This window comes from Flagellimonas okinawensis, from assembly GCF_029194005.1.
GTDB lineage: Bacteria > Bacteroidota > Bacteroidia > Flavobacteriales > Flavobacteriaceae > Flagellimonas > Flagellimonas okinawensis.
On the sequence record NZ_JARFVA010000001.1, the window covers coordinates 708,147 to 727,899 of the forward strand.

A 19,753-nucleotide genomic window follows, 5' to 3' on the forward strand; every position below is an offset into this window, starting at 1 on the left:
ATGGACAGCCTGTGTGATTTATTAAAAACCAACAGAGAGAAAAAAGGGCTACTGCTTAGACAAGTGGCTTCCAAAATTGATGTTGATACAGCTCTGATAAGTAAAATCGAAAATAATGATAGGAGACCCACAAAGAAACAACTTCAAAAACTATCTAAAGTTTTGGAGTTGGACTTCAATAAACTTTTAACCTTATGGTATGCTGAGAAATTTTATGAAGATTTAAAGAATGAGCCTAATGCCTTTGCTATCATAAAAATCCTATCAAAAAAAGTCAAGACGAGTAACATGTAGATATTAAGAACATATAACCATCCCCAAAGTGTAATGGAACCGGAGTATTTAGACAAACCACCGAATAGAGATTCTACCCTACCGATTCGCAAGAATCAAATGGAACTTCCCATACGGGATATGGGTTGGGAAGATTTTGAAAAACTCTGTTTGAGGATGGTCGAATTCGTTGAAGGCTTTCAAAGATCCGATTGTGAAATCCTAGGAAGGAAAGGTCAAAAACAAGATGGTATCGATATCTATGCTAGAAAAGAGCCGGAAAAGTATTATACATTTCAATGTAAAAGATATAGCTCAATAACCGTCACGGACCTAAACAAAGTTATATCAGCATTTAAGGAAGGGGAATGGTTTGATAAATCCATAAAATTCTATATCTGCACTACGGCCGATTTCATGGATGTAAAGCTTCAAACGAGGTTTGAGGAAATAAAAGATGAATTTGAAAAAAAGTATACTAAACAGATTGTAAAATGGGACAGCTCCTTCCTGAATAGCGCTCTCAAGACCCATCCACAAATTGTGTGTGATTTTTTTGGTGATGAGTGGTGCAAGGCTTTTTGTGGGGAAGAGGCCTATAATCAGATAGTATCAAAAATCGATTTTGAAGTTTTTGACAAATCGTTTACCAAAGCATCATACTTCCTATCAAATTTAAAAAACTACTTTGCAATAAATCCCAATACCCATATACACAGAAAAGAATCAAAGGAGATTATTGATTGGATAAACGCAGATTTAAAATCCCCCAAAAGAAATCTCCTTGTCCTCGAAGGAGAAAAAGGGATGGGAAAATCCGTAATTCTTAAGGACGTTTATGATCAATTGGTGAAGGACGGCCATTTGGTCTTAGGCATCAAAGCGGACAAATACTATGCCCTATCTCCTAAAGAATTGGAAAATAAAATCTTTTTGGATGATCGGATAAAATTTTCAAGTATCATAAGAGCATTAAATATCCATAAAAGGAAACTTACTATTATTATTGATCAATTGGATGCCCTGTCCCAAACGCTCTCTTCCAACAGGCAGTATATTCAAACCTATAGTAGGGTAATAAATGAGCTGTTGGATGAAAAAAATATTAAAATCATAATATCTTCCAGAACCTATGACCTGAAATATGATGCCGAATTAAGTATCTACAAATCAAACCAATTCCATAACATCAAGGCGTCTTTGTTAAATGAAAATGAGGTTTCCGAAATCCTTCAAAAGTTTAAAATCAATTGTTCCCAAAAAAAGGTCATTGAACTGTTAAGGACACCAAACCATTTGGAAATATTCTGCAAACTGCCCCATAAGGATAAAATTAATCTTAACACACTTTTCTCCCTAAAAGACTTGTATGACACGCTTTGGGAAGAATTGATAGCTAAGGAGCAAAATCCAAACCTATCCAAACTACTCTATGAAATTGCGACCAGGATGTATGATGAACAGCAGATAATTGTTAAAAATCAATTCTTTTCTGAGTATGGAAATGAGCTAAACTACCTTTTAAGCAACCAGTTAATAGTATCTGAAAACAAGAACATTCAATTTTTCCATCAAACATTTTATGACTATTGTTTTTCAAGGCAATTTGTTGAAAAAGGAAACAGCATCTATACATACCTTAATGAAAACGAACAAAATTTAGAGGTAAGGTCCATACTAAAAATGGTCTTTGAATATTTACGTGAATATGACCATAAAAAATATATCCTTCAGATTCAATCCATCCTAAAATCATCCAAATATCGTTTTCATATAAAATCCCTTATTATTAACAATTTAGGTATTTTGGAAAGCCCATCTTACCTAGAAAAAGAGGTTGTCAATTCTATTATTTTGAAAAACAAAATATATGAAGACATATTTCTTCATTCCATACTTTCCAAAGATTGGACAAACTATCTAATTGAATTGGGAATACCGACTAAGTTCCTGTTATGGGACAATGAGGTATTGACGAAGGTTTATACATTGTATAAGAGGCAAACCTTAATCCACTGGAACTTTTTGGAGCAAAAAAATCCTGATAAAATATTTGAATACAAGAGAAATGTTGCCTGGATCTTTTTAAGGAACAATGTAAACTATGCCCCCTTACAGGTAATGCAGTATTTGGAGGGGTTACCTGATTTTAAGGACAAGGATTATTTTATTGAAAGAATCCTGATGAATCTTGATGACTGGGAGGAAAAGGAATTACTCCCCTATTTTGAAAAATATATGTCTTTTCTTGAAGAATCCAAAGGGAGGGACAATTTTTGGTTTTATCAAAAACTTGAAAAAATATTTGAACACCATGAGCTGTATGTATTCAATTTACTCTTGCCAATTTTCAACAGTATCTTTTACTCTGATAGTTCATGGCATCATAATGAATTTTCTCACGACCAGGAAGAGTTGATCAAAAAGCTCTATGGACATAGTCCTGAGAAGACATTCAAATTTATATTCCAGTTATATGAAAAGGTACTCGATGATAATCAAGAGCCTTCCAATTATGAAGGAATAGATTGTCCGTTCTACAATTGTACAAAATTCATTGATGGTTTGAGTACCCAAAAGGATGCACATATTTTCCTGCAAGACTTTTTGGTCAAACATCTCAAATCAAAGTTATCCGACAAAAAGTATATCATCGACTTTTTTGATAAGTATAAGGATTCCAATGCAGTCTTTATTCTTAGAATTTTGGTTTTGGCCTTAAATGATGATAGTATTAGATACCCCAAACCAGTTTTTGAATTAATCAATATCATCCACCATAAAAGTGGATTGAATGGTTATGACGATAAATTCCAATTGTACATCAGACAGCTTATTGGAACTTACTTCTCCCATTTTTCCGATGAGAACAAAAAAAGAATCGCCCAAATTTTGTTGACCATTAAGAGCCCCTATGATTTAGGTTACCACAAATATGAAGATGAAGATGGAAAGCAGAAAATTCAATTCCGTGGTTTTGGCAAAAAGTGTTACTACTTTTTAAAACAACTCCCGAAAAATGAGCTTGACCAGATACCTGAATTGAAAAAGGCCTATCAGGAATTTTTTAGGAGATTTGGGGCCGTCAACAGTGATAAGGCCCATGATATTTCATCCTCTTCCGGGGCATATGCCGTTGGTCCCCCGTTATCTTCCAAAGCATATGAACATATGGATTTGGAAAACTGGAAGAAAAGTATGTCCAAATTCAATGATTCTTATCGCGAAGGCTACGGTCCTAAGGGAGGGAAGCATGAGCACTCAAGGGCATTTGGCGAAAATGTCAAAAATGATCCTGATAAATACTATGACTTTATCAAAGGATTGTTTGAGGAAAAAGGTATCTCCGCAGATTATATCTCCAAGGGGATAGATGGTCTAATTGATGCTAAATATTGCCCTAAACAAATAAAATGGCTTTTTGATTTGTTTGTTCAGCTCGATTTGGACATGAGCAACACTCTACATGCCATTTGGCAATCCGGCTATCTCATCCAAAATAATCAGGTAGATGAAGTTTTAGTCAACTTTTTGAGTGATAAGGCCAAAAACCATCCCAATCCCCAAAAGCCAATGAATGAAAATGACCCTTCATTTGACAGTTTAAATACAGTCAGAGGGGCTGCCATCCATAAACTGATGTGGTGCTATGAACATAGTGAATTTGAAGAAATCATTTTTGATACGGTGGAAAAAGCTGTCCACGATCCCCAGGTTTCTGTCAGGGTTGCCGTAATGCAGGAATTAGCATATTTGAATTATCTGGACTTACAAAGGAGCTTTACGGTTTTCATGAGCCTTATCCAGTCCGATGATATTCACATCCTTAGAAACTCCTTTAGTACCTCCCAGTACTTTAACGTTAAGTTTCATAAGGAAATGTATCCGTATTTCATGAAAATCATCAAAAACGAGGAGTTGCATAGTGAAGGTAATGTAATCGTACTTAGCTGGCTCGATGATAATATAGATGATGGTAAGCTTTACAGAAGATTTGTACGTTCAAGTGATAAAGCAAAACTCTGTGCCCTTAAAATTGCAGAGGCCAATTTATTCGAAAGGAACGGAATGCCTAATGAAAAGTCATTTAAAATCTTGCATCAATTTCTAAATCAGGATAATGAAGAGATAGCTTCCGCATATTCAGGATTGGTTTTACGGAAATTTAAAAATAATAATTTCAAGGAAACCTATTCTTTTCTTATTGCATACTCCAAAAGTAAGCTATGCCTTGCCCAACCTAGCTATTTCTTACAGTTGCTCATGGGTTGTACTAAAGAATATCCCGTAGAATGCCTCAAACTGGTTGGAAACATGAAATTTGATAGATTACCGGATATACAAAGAAGAGGATATTATAGGGATGAACCTGTCCAATTAATTTTATCGATTTATTCCAAACTTAACATGAATTTGAAAGAAAACAGAAAATTGGTCAATCGAACCCTGGATATTTTCGATTCTATGTTAAGGCACAATCATTTACGGGTTTCTGTTAATCAAGCAATTCGATTGACAACCTAGAGGGTTTTAAGAAAGTAAATAAAAGTTTTACTCTTTAAAGTATCCACTAGGATTTAGCAAAATCACCGTAGCTTTTAGGTATAAGTTGTTGTTGAAGCCAAATTCGAAAAAGAGCACAAACATATTGTAAATCAGACCTAACTTTATTTTTATGTGATATTTTAGTCTTTTCTTCACTTAAATAAAATATGGATAGATAAATACTAAAAATGAGCTGCTTTCATATATATTTTATTCAACAAAATAACAATTAATTCATGGACCATATCGCAACGCCTATTTGCTTTGTCTATACTTAGAGTGGAAAATCTGAAAAATATCCATCAAAAAATGTATCTCACCTAACCTTTAGATTAGATCCTAAATTAAAAACCATTGTTTATGATATTGAAAAGAGGGGGCATACTTCTTTTCTTATTTGGGAATCCTTCATTACTTCCTCTTATCCCCTGTCCCCTTATCAAAAGCAATCAAATTGAACAACTGTCGCATCCTTGAGCGAACTCGATTTCCATAGCGATCTTCAAGTTCTTGGGCATTCAGGTTGGTCGTGGTATGGGTCTTTAACTTATGCTCAGTGAACAGTTCGTATCGAGACAGCAGAATCTCCCCCATGACATTGCATTCCTTACCAAAATGGACGCCTTGAGGTTCTACTCCCAGGTCATCAAAACAAAAGGATTGAGAATTACCATAATCCCCAATGATTTTATATCCGAGATGATTGAATCCAAATACAATGTTTCGACTGGGGATGACCTCATAAGGCCTTTGGTGTGGGACCATGTACTTGAACAGTTTCATCAGACTGGTTTTCCCACAACCTACCGGACCAGAGAGAAGAAGACCCTTATCCACATCGATTCCAAACTGTTTACAACGGTCGCGGTCCCGGATAAAGTAGAGGCTAAGTTTATACAAAATCTCCCGGTCTTCTTTGTATATCTTGAATTTTCTGCCAAACAGGAGTTTTCCCTTTGCATCGAGATAGAACAGGATTTTTTCAAAATCATACCTTATCTCACGGCCCTTCAATGAACCCAGCTCATAGTTGATGGCACCTTCGGTGATGATATGTGGAGCCCTGTAATTCATAGAGGTTCATTGTAGTCCTTGTCCTTACCGGTCCTTACCGCACCCGAGGCACAAAAGATAAATTTAGTTGCGTAGCGAGTTTGGACGAGGTAGCCAAAAACGATTACAACCTCAACATATCTCGCTACGTGGACACCTTTGAAGAAGAGGAACCTGTGGATTTGGACCAAGTGGCCGCCGATTTACAATCCCTACAGAAAGACTTGTCCGAAACCAATGCGATGATTGCCGACTTCTGCCAACAACTCAACCTTAAAACCCCGTTTTAACTATGGAAGAACAAAAACGGGTGCCGAAACTGCGGTTTACCGAGTTTTCAGAAAATTGGAATGGTGTATTATTTGGAGATATAGCCGCTTTTACAAAGGGTAAAAATATCTCAAAATCTGATATTGTTGATGATGGACAAACTGAGTGCATTAGGTATGGTGAATTATATACAGACTACAATGAAATCATCGAAGAGATTGTTTCAAAAACTAATTTACCCAAAGATGAATTAGTTCTAAGCAAAATAAATGATGTGATAATTCCATCTTCTGGAGAAACTCAATTGGATATTGCTACCGCTTCATGTGTTCTTAAAAATGATGTGGCATTAGGCGGAGATTTAAATATTGTTAGGACTAAGCAAGATGGTTTGTTTATTTCGTATTATCTAAATAGTGCAAAGAAAAAGGATATTGCTTCACTAGCGCAGGGCAACTCAGTAGTTCATTTATATAATCATCAATTAAAGGGTCTAAAGCTAAACCTACCGAACCTAGTAGAACAACAAAAAATAGCCACTTTCCTTGCAACGGTTGATAAAAAAATTGCGCAATTACATCAAAAGAAACGTTTGTTGGAAGACTACAGAAAAGGGGTGATGCAGCAAATCTTTTCTGGGGAATTGCGATTTACGAAAGAAGATGGAAGTGCTTATCCTGATTGGGAGGAGAAAAAATTCAAAGAAATATATTCATTCTATTCAACCAATTCTTTTTCCAGAGACAAATTAAACTATGAATCAGGTAAGGTGAGAAACGTTCATTATGGGGACATTCACACTAAATTTTCAACCCTATTTGATATTAATGAAGAATTGGTGCCTTATGTAAACAATGATGTTGATTTGAGTAAAGTCAAAAAAGAATCTTTTTTGCAATTAGGAGATTTATTAATCGCTGATGCATCTGAAGATTATGATGATATTGGAAAAACCATTGAGGTTGTAAACCTAAATAGTGAAAAAGTAATTTCTGGGTTACACACTTTTCATGCAAGACCAAATAAGCATAAAATGGCTTTAGGGTTTTCTGGATATTTGCTTCAAAACTGGATGATAAGGAAACAAGTGATGAAAATTGCACAAGGAACAAAAGTTTTGGGAATTTCGACTGGAAGACTAGGAGAAATAAAGTTCTTCATTCCTTCTTATCCAGAACAAACCCAAATCGCCAATTTTTTAATTGCCATCGATAAAAAAATAGCTGTGGTACAAACTCAAATAAGTCAAAACCAACAGTTTAAAAAAGGCTTGTTGCAGCAAATGTTTGTATAGTCCTATTGATGATGAAGTACACCAACGAAAAAAAACTGATCAAGGACGCCAAAAAAATCATTGCCCACCACAATGAGATATCGAGACTGAAAGGGGAAAACTTTAATATATTTTCCATTCTTAACATGGAACACAAAGAGAACGGTACCCATTCCGCTTTCTTGGGGGAATTACTCGATCCAAAAGGTTCGCATGCAAAAGGGAACTTGTTTTTACGATTGTTCTTGGAATCCGTGGACAATAACACCATCCATTTGGAGAAGGCTAGTGTTATCTTGGAAAAACATATTGGTAAACGAGATGATGCCAAGCTATTAGGAGGCAGAGTAGATATTTATATAACCGACCATGTCAACAGCATTTGCATAGAGAATAAAATCTATGCAGCCGACCAAAATGTTCAACTACAACGGTATTGCAACCACAATAAGGAAAACAACACGGTATATTACTTAACGCTCGGTGGTTCTGATGCTTCACCCGAGAGTAAAGGCAAACTGGTTTTGGATAAGGACTACCATTGTCTTGCATTTAAGACAGATATCATAGACTGGCTGGAAGCTTGTTTAAAGGAATCAGCAGAAGAACCGATTCTTAGGGAGTCCATACGGCAATACATTATTTTATTAAAGAGACTGACCAACCAATTAACCGATAAAGCCATGGAAAAAGAAATGCACAAGCTTGTCAAGGAAAATTACAATGCTGCCCAAAACATTGGCAATGCAATATCCGATGTAGAGCTGGAAACTACCAAACAGTTTGTGGATGAGATTGCTGAACGCCTTGAAAGGGAGTTGGATGACGATTGGAATATACAAGTGGACGATGATTTAAATGACCCATGGACGGGAATAACCATTACCAATGTTAAGTGGCCAGAAAATATTGCTATCAAACTCGAAGGGCAATCCAAAATACCTTGGCAAAAATCGATCTATGGTATAATAGCAGCTCAAGATAAAGTGGAAAGAGCCCCTATAAAATCAATCTTGGGGCAACTAGAATATTTTCAGTCAGGGTTTAGGGGAAGCCAAGTTTGGCCATTTAACAGGGATATTCTGTATTTTAATGAGGTAAGTGAGAGATCCAAGCTGTTTAATGCCAGCCAAAGGGAAGATTTGATTGCGTTTGTTGAAGAGAAATTATTGGAGATATGTAAGGTCAGTGAGGCTCCTTTGGCTTCTTTGAAATAGTGTAAGTATAAGGCTTACATCAGTTTATAGGAGATTTGTTGCAGCGTCGATTTGTATTGGGAATAAATGTTAAAAACGATAAATTATGGCAAATTATGGTAAAAAGTAGTATTTTTGCACTAACAGTACACACCACGCTACATCATAAGAACAGCGTCCCAGGGTGTGTCTTTTGCTTTATGGGCTTTAGTTTACTTACCTTAAACTATACAACAAATGTTTGAAAAGCCCGCATTTACCAAGGAACAACAATTAAAGCAATTAAAGGATAGGGGGCTCCACTTTTCCAATGATGCCATTGCGTTAAAGTATTTGTCGCATATCAGTTATTACCGTTTGGGGGAATATTGGTATGTCATGCAAGAGGATAAAGAAAACCATACATTTAAGGCTGACAGTAAATTTGATGATGTAGTTGCTCTATACAATTTCGATGCCGAATTAAGATTACTTTTGTTTGGAGTGATTGAAAAAATAGAGATCAGTCTTCGCACTAAATTAATTTATCACCTCTCCCATGAATTCGATCCATGGTGGTTTCAGAATTTTGAACTTTTTTCGGATAGTAGGGCTTTAGTCAAAACCCTATTCAATCTTGAGGAGGAAATCAGCAGGACAAAGGACAAGACGATAAAAAATCACTTAAAAAAGCACAAGGATGACCAAAGATTTCCCCCTTCATGGAAATCGTTGGAACACACCAGCTTTGGTTCATTGTCCAAGTTATATGGAAATTTAAAAAACACCATAAAATCAAAGGATACCATTGCGGAAGAGTTCGGGGCTGTAAACCATACCTACCTTCCCAGCTGGTTGCAATCCATAGCTCAAATACGCAATTTTTGCGCCCACCATTCCAGGCTATGGAACCGTAACCTGCCTGGCACCGTAAAATTATTGCCAAAACCGCCAAATCCTTGGATAAGCGATTTGGACAATGTGCCCAAACAACATGAATTTTCAAAACTATATGTGCATTTGTGTTTGATGAAATATTTATTGGACACCGTTCAGCCCAATAATAATTTTGGAGAAAAATTAGTTGAGTTATTCACAAAATTTCCGAATGTTGATCCTGATGCACTTGGAATGAAACCTGATTGGAAAAAAGAACCCCTTTGGAAATAGTATGACCACCCAACCCGAATACATTTTAGAAGAAAACCTAGTTGAACAGCTACAGGACTTAGGGTACGAAAAAGTCATCATTAAAGATGAAGATCAACTCGTTTCCAACTTAAAGGGTCAGTTGGAAAAACACAACCGGACCACCTTTTCGGATGCAGAGTTTAAGCAAATATTAAATCAGCTCTCCAAGGGCAACATTTATGAAAAGGCTAAAACCCTCCGTGACCGAATTACCTACCCCAAAGACAATGGGGAAACGGGATACGTGGAGTTGATCAACCAAGTGCATTGGTGTAAAAACCAGTATCAAGTTACCCATCAGGTCACCATGGAGGGCTCCTATAAAAACCGCTATGATGTCACCATACTCATTAACGGTCTGCCCTTAGTACAGGTTGAACTTAAAAAGCGGGGCTTGGAAATGAAAGAGGCTTTTAACCAAATCAATCGCTACGAAAGACATTCGTTTGGATCGGGAAGTGGATTGTTCCAATACGTGCAGCTCTTTGTCATCAGCAATGGCGTAAATACAAAGTATTTTGCAAACAACCCTGTAAAAGCACGTTCCTTTAAACAAACCTTCTTTTGGGCGGATAGGGAGAACAACATCATTACGCAGTTAAGTGAGTTTGCCAAAGAATTTTTGGAGCCTTGCCATCTCTCCAAAATGATCACCAAATACATCGTGCTGAACACCTCTAATATCCTAATGGTATTGCGCCCATATCAGTATTATGCTACTGAAGCCATCGTAGAGCGTGTGAAAAACAGTAACAAATTTGGTTATATATGGCACACCACTGGTTCGGGAAAGACATTGACCTCGTTTAAAGCCGCCCAGATACTAACCAATTTAGAAGATGTGCCCAAAGTGGTCTTTGTGGTAGACCGAAAGGATTTGGACTATCAGCCCATCAAAGAGTTCAATAGCTTTAGCGAGGGCAGTATCGATGCCACGGACAATACAAGCACATTGGTCAAACAGCTCTCCGATGACACCAAGCTTATTGTAACCACCATACAAAAATTGAACACGGCCATCTCCAAGCCCAAACATATGGCGAAAGTGGATCAGCTAAAAAACGAGCGTATCGTGTTTATTTTCGATGAATGCCACCGCAGCCAGTTTGGCGATACCCATAATGCCATTAAAACCTATTTTGGCAATGCACAGATGTTCGGTTTTACGGGTACTCCCATTTTTGCCGACAATTCAACAAAGAACAAACTGGGTAGACGAACCACCAAGGATTTGTTCGAGGAGTGTTTGCATAAATACGTTATTACCGATGCCATACGGGATAGAAATGTGCTCAAGTTTTCCATTGAGTACATGAACACTGTAAAGCTTAAAGAAGAGGTTGTGGACTTAAAAGTGGAGGACATCAATACCGCAGAAGTGCTGGAGGCTCCTGAACGACTGGAGAACAACGTGGATTTCATCATCAACAACCACAACCGTAAAACGCACAACAAACGATATACGGCCATTTTCTGCGTCCAGAACGTTAAGACACTTATTACCTATTACGAGTTGTTCCAAGCTAAAAAAGTATCAGGAGAACACGATTTAAAAGTAGCTACCATTTACTCTTACCAGGCCAATCAGTTGGATGAGGATGCTATGGGTTTTATTCCTGACGAAGATTTTGAGGATCTTGAAAAAGATCCGTCGTCTAGATATGATACAAAGCATACAAGGGATAAATTGGACGAATATATTTCCGATTATAACCAAATGTTCAAAACCAATTATTCCACCAATGCGTTTTATTCCTATTACAAGGATATAGGGAAACGTGTTAAAAACAGAGAGGTGGATATTTTGTTGGTGGTCAATATGTTCTTGACAGGATTCGACAGTAAATTATTGAACACCATTTATGTCGATAAAAATTTAAAGTATCACGGCTTGATCCAAGCCTATTCCCGCACCAACCGCATATTGGACGAGGTCAAATCCCAGGGAAATGTCGTGGCCTTTAGGAATTTAAAAGAGGCCACTGATGAGGCAATTACCTTGTTTTCCAACAAAGAAGCCATTGAAGAAATTGTGGTTCAACCTTATGAGGACTACATTGAAAAGTTTGATGAAGCCGTGGAACGAGTAAAGGCCATTGCTCCAACCTTTGACAGTGTAAACGATTTGGTATCTGAAGCTGAAGAACTGGAGTTTGTAAAGGCCTTTAGGGAGTTGATGCGTGTGAAAAATGTATTGGGCACATTCACCGAGTTCAGTTTTGAGGATTTGGGCATGGACGAGCAAACCTTCGAGAACTACAAGAGCAAGTATTTGGATTTATATGATATCATAAAATCAGAGACCCAAAAGGAGAAAGTATCCATTTTGAACGACATCGATTTTGAACTGGAACTGATTCGTAGGGATGAAATAAATGTAACCTATATCTTGACCCTGTTGGCCAAACTCCACGATTCAGCGCCAAAGGAGCAAGAAGAACAGCGAAAAGCGATTTCAGACATATTGGCCTCAGAATCGCAATTAAGAAGCAAAAAAGAACTGATTGAGAAGTTTATTGCGGAAAATCTACCGTTGATAACGGACTCCGAACTAGTGGCCAATGAGTTTGAGTCCTTTTGGACTGTAGAGAAGAAAAAGGCCATAATGAACTTGGCAAAAGAGGAAAACTTGGATTATCAAAAGTTGGTCGACCTTGTAAGCAATTATCTTTTTACAGAGAAAGAACCATTACGTGATGAGATCATTGCCGTAATGAATGAGAGGCCTAGCCTAAGGGATAGAGCAACTTTATCTGAACGGATATTAGGGAAGGTAAAAGGCTTTGTAGAAACGTTTATTGATGGGATGGGGTAAACAGTACAGAGTAAGAAAGTCCTTTTATCATCGCCCTAGTACAGATGTCCCCAACCCTTTTTCGTAATTTTATCTCCTAGTTGCCACACCGCGGTTAAGGATGGGCCAGCACCTTGCGGGTGATGGGGGCACAGACGGCTGATAAAGACAGCGTGGTGTGGCAATGAACCCGCTTATTCAAACATAAACGACAGTGCACATAGAAAAAGTCATTCCCCTACCCCCTCAAAAGCACAATTTGTCCCAACTTCCCAACACCCTTTAAATCTCCGGTTTTCCCATAGGCACCGGAGAAACCCTAGATGGCTTTATGCCATTTCATAAACGGTCTGGAACAACTCCTTGTCTAAACGCTCCTGACGTGAAAAGCTTTTTTTGAGACTGCTATGGAGCACGGCATTAAAGGCATTGTAACCCAACCAAAGGTTCGGTGTGACACCTAGCTGAATGGCCTCATAATTAAGGATGTCAATAACCTCCCGAGCTCTTTTAGAGGGGTCATCATTGGTATCACTACACTCATAGCGGAAAAGCTTGGTCTGCTCCAGCACTTCTTTCACAAAGGCCTTGGTATCCAATAGTTCCACAGTCATCATTTGATGGAATCTATCGGATATGGTATAGAACTCATTATCCATGAACTTTTGAAAAAGCCCTTCCAGTTCAGGCATGATCAAATGGACACTGTTCTTATGATGCTTGATCGAAAAGCCTATTTCGGTCTTGGCCACATGCAGGCCATTGGAGCATACCTTGCGGTAGAACCCAAAATGTCCAGAGGTGCGTTCGCTCCCGTCATAGGAGTTGGTGAATCGGAGCATGGGCAGGATGGCATCCTCTCGGTTCCCCACGGAAAACTGGGTATTATCGGTCAGGATGAAGTCCATACTAAAACTTCTGTCAGAGCGGTTAATGGTCTGGCGAGAATATTCCAGACCGGTTTTGATGACCCGGTTCTCGGCTTTCCCAAAAAACAGTTCATTCGGGATATGCCCATAACGTTTTGAGACCACGTTCACAATCTTTCCATGGCTCACAACGGCCTGTTCCATACCCTTTCTAGTGGGTATTCCGGTCAATTCTTCCAAAGGTCTTAGTTCAGCTGGTACAAAGACCTCGTCCTGTTGCAATCTGTTCAAATACATAATTTATGGATTTAAGGTTAAACAATAAGTGCCGGACGCAGCAAACGGAAGACAGGCTGAGGAGTGGCAAGGAAACGGAATATAAAGGGACGCAAGGAACGGTTTATGCCGTCCCTTGTCCGACAACAGGCTGCGACGTTTACCTTTCGACACCTATTGATGGAACACTTATTCCGGACCGTCCTTTGTCAACCCATCAATTCTTTAGAAGTTCGTAATATTGCCGACCATTAAAAAACCAAACAAAACCAAATCCTTAGCATTGAAACGTACCAAAAATCACAATCCGTTTTATGTCATCACTGGAGGCCCGGGAGTGGGCAAGACTACGCTCCTAAAGGAACTACAGCAAAGAGGCATGGCAGTAGTCCCGGAAATCGCCCGCGAACTCATCAAGGAACAACAGGCCGTAGATGGCGATGCCCTACCTTGGAAAAACAAAAAGCTTTATATGGAAATGATGTTTCATCGTTCCCTTGCAAGTTTTGAAAAGGCCAAGAACGACCACAAGGAAACCACTCTCCTTTTTTTTGACCGTGGCTTTTTGGATGCCCTATGTTACGCCTCCTTGGAAGGTATTCCAATTGATCAAGAAATGAGGACCTACGTTGAAACGGCCAGATACAACGACCATGTTTTTATTTTACCCCCTTGGGAAGAAATTTATCAAACGGATGAACAGCGAAAACAAGACTGGAATGAGGCTGTATTTACCTACAACAAAATCATCCAGACCTATCGCAGCCATCTATACGACCTAATTGAAGTTCCCAAGACCTCTGTAAAAGAAAGGGCGGATTTCATTTTGAATCACATCCAGAACTCCTAATTTTCTTAAACCTAAAATTTAATTGCTTTGCTTTAAAATGGGATTTCTCAATCCAATTTACCATGGAAATTGTGGTGTTGTGTAGCCGTGAAATAGTCCCTAAATATTTGGTTCACTGTTTGACCTTCCGTGATTCCTCGAATGCCCAAAAAAGGAAATACTTCAATGATTGCTTTCGAAATAGTACCAATAGACCGAGAAGCCTCATGATGTATTTCATTGATAAAATCAATCGGTACAGATAGTCCAATCTCAATACTATATTCCAGCTGTTTTGCAAATATCATAACTTGATAATTAGCACCAATCAAAATATCTTGAAGTTTATTAAAAAAGGTATTTGACTTCTTAAACATTTGAGCCTCCTTCAAAAAGTGATCCGCCATCCCCAAATAATTGACCCATAAGGTCAAATCTGCAAATACCGAGAATGGAATTTTAAAGATGGGCTGAGGCAGATAAAATTCATCATATACGAAACTGTACTTGTTATCCACCCATTTGGATCGCACTGCAAAAGAGTCGGTAACCGTAGCCCTTAACCCCATGGCATTCCAATCCCGTATAATTTCGACATCATCTTTTTTGAGCACAAAAGATTGTATCATAGGGCTACCATCCTCTAAAAGGATATCCTCGCCTCCTTCCTGAATCTTTGCGTTCAAAGTGAAATGTGTCAGATAGGGTGCTCCTGTGGCATACTTCCAATGTCCATTGATTATATAGCCATCGTCCATTTTCTCAGCAGTCCCAAATGCACCTCCACTCCCCCCAAAGCGAACCGCTTTTTCGGATTCTAAAAAAATCTCGTCCGCAACGCCCTGCTTTAAATTCCCAATAAAGAAATTGGCTCCGCTGCACAAGGTCACGGTCCAGCCCAGACTACCATCGCATTGGGCAAGTGAATGTAAGGTTTTCAAGCCCTCGGACAAGGACATTTCCATTCCACCATATTCTTTTGGCACCCAAAGGTTCCACAAATTTTCGGCATCGATCCAATCCAGAACTTCTTTTGGAAACTCCTTTTTCCCAAAACAGCGTTGTTGAATGCTATGCTGCGGCTCCATCCAATTCCTTTTCAATGATTTTGGACCATTTGATATAACCCGATATGGCCACCAAGAATAAAAACGTTGTCAATCCCGCATATATGTATAGTTCTTTGTACACTAACAGTGGTATGGAAATCAAGTTGCTAATATTCAAATAAATCCAGTTTTCTATCTTTCGTTTGGCCATTAACCACATCCCTGCCCAAGCAAAGGCAACGACCATGGCGTCCCAATAGGGGACATCGGAATCCGTATGTTGTCCCAACCAATAGGCCATAATGAGAAAGCATCCTAATACAATGCCTACTGCAATCCCATGATCTCTACCATCAGAATAAGAAATGGGCGATTCTTTTTGTTGCTTTCCCATCTTCCAATAGAACCAACCATAGATACTCATGACCAAATAGTAAAGATTTAGAAGAATGTCGGCATATAATCGGGATTGGTACAACACCCAAATACTGATCAATATGGCAATGATTCCAAAAAGGTAATTATGTACGTTGTTCTGGCGTGCCATAAGGACCTGAACCACACCAAAGGCGGTTCCTACCCATTGTAAAACAACTAATTGTGAAAATATTTCCATTTTTTGGGTTTCTCTACTAATTATAATGACATCGGAATCCCAAAATGGAACAAAGGCCTGAATCGGCTTTTCCAAAATCCCTACGCCAGCATTATCTGGATCAGGTGCGAAGCAAAGTGCTTCCGGGTTTAATCTCAGCCCTTACGGACACCCCTTGTGTTATTGTATAAAGGTAGAATTGTTTTTTGGAAATACATATTTGAAATGCAAACATTCCTAAACTAGGTTATTTAAAAATCGTCCCAATATCATGGTGTACCTTTAAATAATGCTGTTCCAATTCCAGTTCAGTTACCTCTAAAGGTTTAGGTAATCCCTTTTGAATTTCTGGTTTGACAAACCGCACCTTCCGATCTTTTCCATCTGCGAACACCACAAACTCCCCTTGCCTTAACCGAAAGAACACCTCTGCCCTTCGTTTGGACACTTCCTTCTCCCCTTCCGTTATTCGACTTTCCAAGTTGAGCCCTGAACTCTTGCTCACACTTCGGGTCGGAATCTTGACCAGCTCAAAAAAGCGTTCATAGTATCTTGCTGTATCTGGGTCGTTCACCTTCCCAAAAAACTGATAGGATAGATTGGATAGGATTGCCTTACTCGCCTTTTCCCCATACATCATATCATTTTGGATCTTGTCCTGAAGGACATAGACACTCACAATATCATAGCTTCGTAAAGTAGCAGGTATTCGATGCATGTTTAATAACCGTAAGGTGGAAGCCTCTTCCAACAACATAAAGGAAGGTTTACGATTGCGCTGGGACATTTGTTTGGAGATGGTATGGATGATGGTGGCAATAACCGGAGATAAGGAAGCATCCTTTTGCGGATTGTTGACCAAGGCTATGACTGCAGGATTCTTTTCATTATTGATATCCAAGGGAATCTCATCCGCGGAAAGCACCATAAAAATCTTCCGTGTACTGATCTTTTTAATGGCATTGGCCAGGGTACTGAGTACTCCTGCTGTCTGTCGTTCAGAACCCACACCACTGATAAAGGCATCGGCCATGGCCCTTGCGGTAATGTTTCCTCGTAGAAATTTGATCAGGCTTTTGGTGGACAACTGTTGGAACAAAGCTATCAGATGGGGCAAGGTGCAATAATGCGGGTAGTCTTTTTTTAGACGCCATATCAGCCCGCTGACCAACCCTTCTGCAGCATCCTTAAAAAAGCGTGAGGTGCTATTCTCATCTGAGTCCTTATGTTCCATCAGATTTTCCAAAAGCACCCGTGATACCTCATGCACACTTTCTTCATCGGGCAAGTATCTTGGGGCTATTGGATTCACTCGATGATATATAGGTCCGAAAGAAACAATCCGAAAGGGAATCTTTTCATCTTGCCATAAGGGGTAGGCCATTTCCGTGATCTCAAAATCCTTGTAATCATGTATAATCCCGGAGAAATGCGCTTTCTGAAAATGCCTCAAAAAATTATAGATGACACTTTCGGTCTTTCCACTCCCTGCAGAGGCCATTACGGAAACTCCTCTTCGAATATTCTCCATAACCAAGGGTCTGCCACGCACTTTCATCTTTACTACAAAGGTTTTGGAAGGTTTCTTATCGTCCTTGAAATAGTCCACAAAACTATAAATGATGATGTGCAGGAACATCAAAGGCAACCATAGGGTCAATGTCCTTTTTATTAAATCATCCCATCCCAAAATCAAACCATTGGCCATGGCCAAAAGTACGATCCCCAAAGCCCAAATCACAAAGCCATATTCGAGATACCGATTCACCACAACCGAAATCCCTCCCCCAACCAACAGGCAACCTATAGTTCCAATCCATCCTAAATGCTCCATATCTTTATCTTTTACATACCAATCGATCCCGATTCCATAGCCTTCCCGATTCCTTTCTTCAGTTGCATCATGGCCTTATAGGCCAATTGGGCCTTGTTTGTGGGGATGCTCGGAACATGGACACCGGCCTTGAACAATAATTGTTTGGCCACTTGCTTCTCGTTTGTGGGCAAACCCAATAGCGCTGCAAAGAACTGTTTGGGATTCTTGTCCAACAAGTTTCGGGCATGGTAGGTTTCCACAAAATTTCTTCTATACCCAAACTGTCTATCAAAAGTTTTTTCAGAGGCACGATAGAATTTATCCCTATCAAAGCCCTGCTTTACTTTCTCCCCGTTCAATGTTGTCTCGGAGGTCCGAAATTTAGATCCAGGTGAAAGGCTATGGGAATTGGTCACATCCTTACGGCTGACAATGATATGGATATGGCTCTGGTGGCCTTCCTTGGCCATGCCTGGAACGATACGTTTGCCATGCTGTTTATGGGGCGCTTCTAGTTCCAATGCCTGTATTTTTTCTTTGAGTTTACCGATATCCCCATGCTCCCTACCTTGTTTGATGTCCCTAATCTTATGTTGTAGTGCCAGGATCTTACTGGCAATGGGTTGGTTTTCTTTAACTGCTTTATCTTTTTCGGAATAGGTTCGTTCCCGTTCCAACTTCGCGAAATACAATACCTCCTTTACGGTCACTTCCTTGTCTCGATAAAAGGAGGCAGCATAGGTCTTCATCAGTTCCCGGGTGTACTCTTTCAGTTTTTCGGAATCGTTCCCGATATGTTTCAGTTCTGCTTGTGAGGGACTTACCATAATGGAATAAAACTTAGGATCTCGCTTGGACAACTTGGAGGTATTGGCATCGATTTCGGCAATGACCCGTTGGGCATCAATGTCATTTTCCGTTTGATTGAAAAAAAGTTCCTGCTCTTCTGGAGCCTTCCCTTCGTTCTCCTTTTCCAAATACTTGATAAAATCACTGGCACTGCCATGATAGTTATCTCCCAAGTGTTGTCTTGTGATGGCGATGTACATACTTATAGATTTTTGAGTTTGGTACGGTACTGTTCAATGGCCCCAGGTTTGAGATCCACTTTGAGTTGATCCTTCCCAAAATGGTTTTTGGTTATGGCCACATGGTCCAGGACATGTGTAAAATCCTGCTTCAATTCTTCCATTTGTTCCCTCAACCGTTCATGCACGATCTTGGGCACCGTGGTCTCCTTGTCCAAGAGTTCAGGATTGGAGGGGGTATTGATCTCGGTCAGTTGTTTTTCAAAAAACTCAAAGTCCCCTTCCCATTCCTCGCCATCCCCAGATTCCAGTTCCTGCTGAAATAGGGCCTGTATCATACTGACCGTGGGCAGGGTCTGCTCTTTTTCGATACTGCGCATGATGGCCACCATGGCATTGAATCGCCTTTTGATCAAATATTTAAGGCTTGCAATGGTCTCGTGCATCCGTTCATCGGGCGATATACCATTATGATCAAAGAACTCCACCATGGCCAACAAGGTCATGGAATGGGACTTTCCTTGCCGTTTGGAAAAGCTCCGAAATTTCATGGCCACCGAGATTTTGATCCTCAGTCCCGCAAACGTCTCTTTTTCATATCCTTTATCCATTTTTTCAACAAAAATTCCTTGGTTTTACTGGGCCCGGCCCATTTTTTCAACAAAAACCAAATGCCCGAAATCTTCAAGATTCCCCGAAACCCCCATAAACAGGGCC

Annotated in this window: 16 protein-coding genes; 9 read left to right on the plus strand and 7 right to left on the minus strand. The window is 39.4% G+C overall.

Annotated features, from left to right (window positions below):
- Window positions 1–294: a helix-turn-helix domain-containing protein gene (locus tag PY091_RS03380; RefSeq protein ID WP_090294837.1), complete on the plus strand. Its 294-nt coding sequence runs from the start codon at window positions 1–3 to the stop codon at window positions 292–294.
- Window positions 295–327: 33 nt separating this feature from the next.
- Complete coding sequence (locus PY091_RS03385) at window positions 328–4,797, plus strand: restriction endonuclease (protein ID WP_090294835.1); 4,470 nt, start codon at window positions 328–330, stop codon at window positions 4,795–4,797.
- A gap of 432 nt (window positions 4,798–5,229) precedes the next feature.
- Here PY091_RS03385 and PY091_RS03390 read toward each other — a convergent pair whose 3' ends face one another.
- Window positions 5,230–5,892, minus strand: coding sequence for an ATPase (locus PY091_RS03390; protein WP_090294833.1), 663 nt, complete (start codon window positions 5,890–5,892; stop codon window positions 5,230–5,232).
- A gap of 80 nt (window positions 5,893–5,972) precedes the next feature.
- Here PY091_RS03390 and PY091_RS03395 point away from each other — a divergent pair, with 80 nt between their 5' ends.
- The 5 genes from PY091_RS03395 to PY091_RS03415 all read left to right on the plus strand — a co-directional run bounded on the left by PY091_RS03395 (window position 5,973) and on the right by PY091_RS03415 (window position 12,595).
- The gene (locus tag PY091_RS03395) at window positions 5,973–6,161 is read left to right on the plus strand and encodes a hypothetical protein (RefSeq protein ID WP_417956557.1); all 189 of its coding nucleotides are present in this window, start codon (window positions 5,973–5,975) and stop codon (window positions 6,159–6,161) included.
- Window positions 6,162–6,163: 2 nt separating this feature from the next.
- The gene (locus PY091_RS03400) at window positions 6,164–7,435 is read left to right on the plus strand and encodes a restriction endonuclease subunit S (RefSeq protein ID WP_090294795.1); all 1,272 of its coding nucleotides are present in this window, start codon (window positions 6,164–6,166) and stop codon (window positions 7,433–7,435) included.
- A gap of 8 nt (window positions 7,436–7,443) precedes the next feature.
- Entirely contained in the window at window positions 7,444–8,631 is a 1,188-nt protein-coding gene (locus PY091_RS03405) for a PDDEXK-like family protein (RefSeq protein WP_090294793.1), read from the plus strand.
- Between the two features lie 216 nt (window positions 8,632–8,847).
- Window positions 8,848–9,759: an Abi family protein gene (locus PY091_RS03410; protein WP_090294790.1), complete on the plus strand. Its 912-nt coding sequence runs from the start codon at window positions 8,848–8,850 to the stop codon at window positions 9,757–9,759.
- Between the two features lies 1 nt (window position 9,760).
- Window positions 9,761–12,595 (plus strand): type I restriction endonuclease subunit R, encoded by a 2,835-nt coding sequence (locus tag PY091_RS03415; protein ID WP_275648318.1) that lies wholly within the window; start codon window positions 9,761–9,763, stop codon window positions 12,593–12,595.
- A 308-nt stretch (window positions 12,596–12,903) separates the two neighbouring features.
- On the opposite strand, the gene PY091_RS03420 is transcribed toward PY091_RS03415, so the two are convergent.
- The gene (locus tag PY091_RS03420) at window positions 12,904–13,740 is read right to left on the minus strand and encodes a DUF932 domain-containing protein (RefSeq protein ID WP_090294785.1); all 837 of its coding nucleotides are present in this window, start codon (window positions 13,738–13,740) and stop codon (window positions 12,904–12,906) included.
- Between the two features lie 5 nt (window positions 13,741–13,745).
- Between PY091_RS03420 and PY091_RS03425 the strand changes: the two genes are divergently transcribed.
- Together PY091_RS03425 and PY091_RS03430 are read left to right on the plus strand one after the other, a co-directional pair.
- A complete protein-coding gene (locus tag PY091_RS03425; RefSeq protein WP_275648319.1) occupies window positions 13,746–13,958 on the plus strand; it encodes a hypothetical protein in 213 nt (70 codons plus the stop codon).
- A gap of 44 nt (window positions 13,959–14,002) precedes the next feature.
- Complete coding sequence (locus PY091_RS03430) at window positions 14,003–14,569, plus strand: AAA family ATPase (RefSeq protein WP_090297501.1); 567 nt, start codon at window positions 14,003–14,005, stop codon at window positions 14,567–14,569.
- Window positions 14,570–14,616: 47 nt separating this feature from the next.
- Here the strand turns inward: PY091_RS03430 and PY091_RS03435 are convergent, their stop codons facing one another.
- From PY091_RS03435 to PY091_RS03455, 5 genes are all read right to left on the minus strand, one after another.
- Window positions 14,617–15,636: an acyl-CoA dehydrogenase family protein gene (locus PY091_RS03435; RefSeq protein ID WP_275648320.1), complete on the minus strand. Its 1,020-nt coding sequence runs from the start codon at window positions 15,634–15,636 to the stop codon at window positions 14,617–14,619.
- On the minus strand, window positions 15,620–16,213 hold the full coding sequence (gene pnuC, locus PY091_RS03440; protein WP_090297496.1) for a nicotinamide riboside transporter PnuC: 594 nt from the start codon (window positions 16,211–16,213) through the stop codon (window positions 15,620–15,622). Before pnuC ends, PY091_RS03435 begins: the two co-directional genes overlap by 17 nt.
- A gap of 226 nt (window positions 16,214–16,439) precedes the next feature.
- The gene (locus tag PY091_RS03445) at window positions 16,440–18,026 is read right to left on the minus strand and encodes a type IV secretory system conjugative DNA transfer family protein (protein WP_090294780.1); all 1,587 of its coding nucleotides are present in this window, start codon (window positions 18,024–18,026) and stop codon (window positions 16,440–16,442) included.
- 11 nt (window positions 18,027–18,037) lie between these two features.
- The gene (gene mobB / locus PY091_RS03450) at window positions 18,038–19,057 is read right to left on the minus strand and encodes a MobB family relaxase (protein ID WP_090294777.1); all 1,020 of its coding nucleotides are present in this window, start codon (window positions 19,055–19,057) and stop codon (window positions 18,038–18,040) included.
- Window positions 19,058–19,059: 2 nt separating this feature from the next.
- Window positions 19,060–19,647, minus strand: a complete 588-nt coding sequence (locus tag PY091_RS03455; RefSeq protein WP_090294774.1) for a BfmA/BtgA family mobilization protein — start codon at window positions 19,645–19,647, stop codon at window positions 19,060–19,062.
- Window positions 19,648–19,753: the final 106 nt, after the last annotated feature.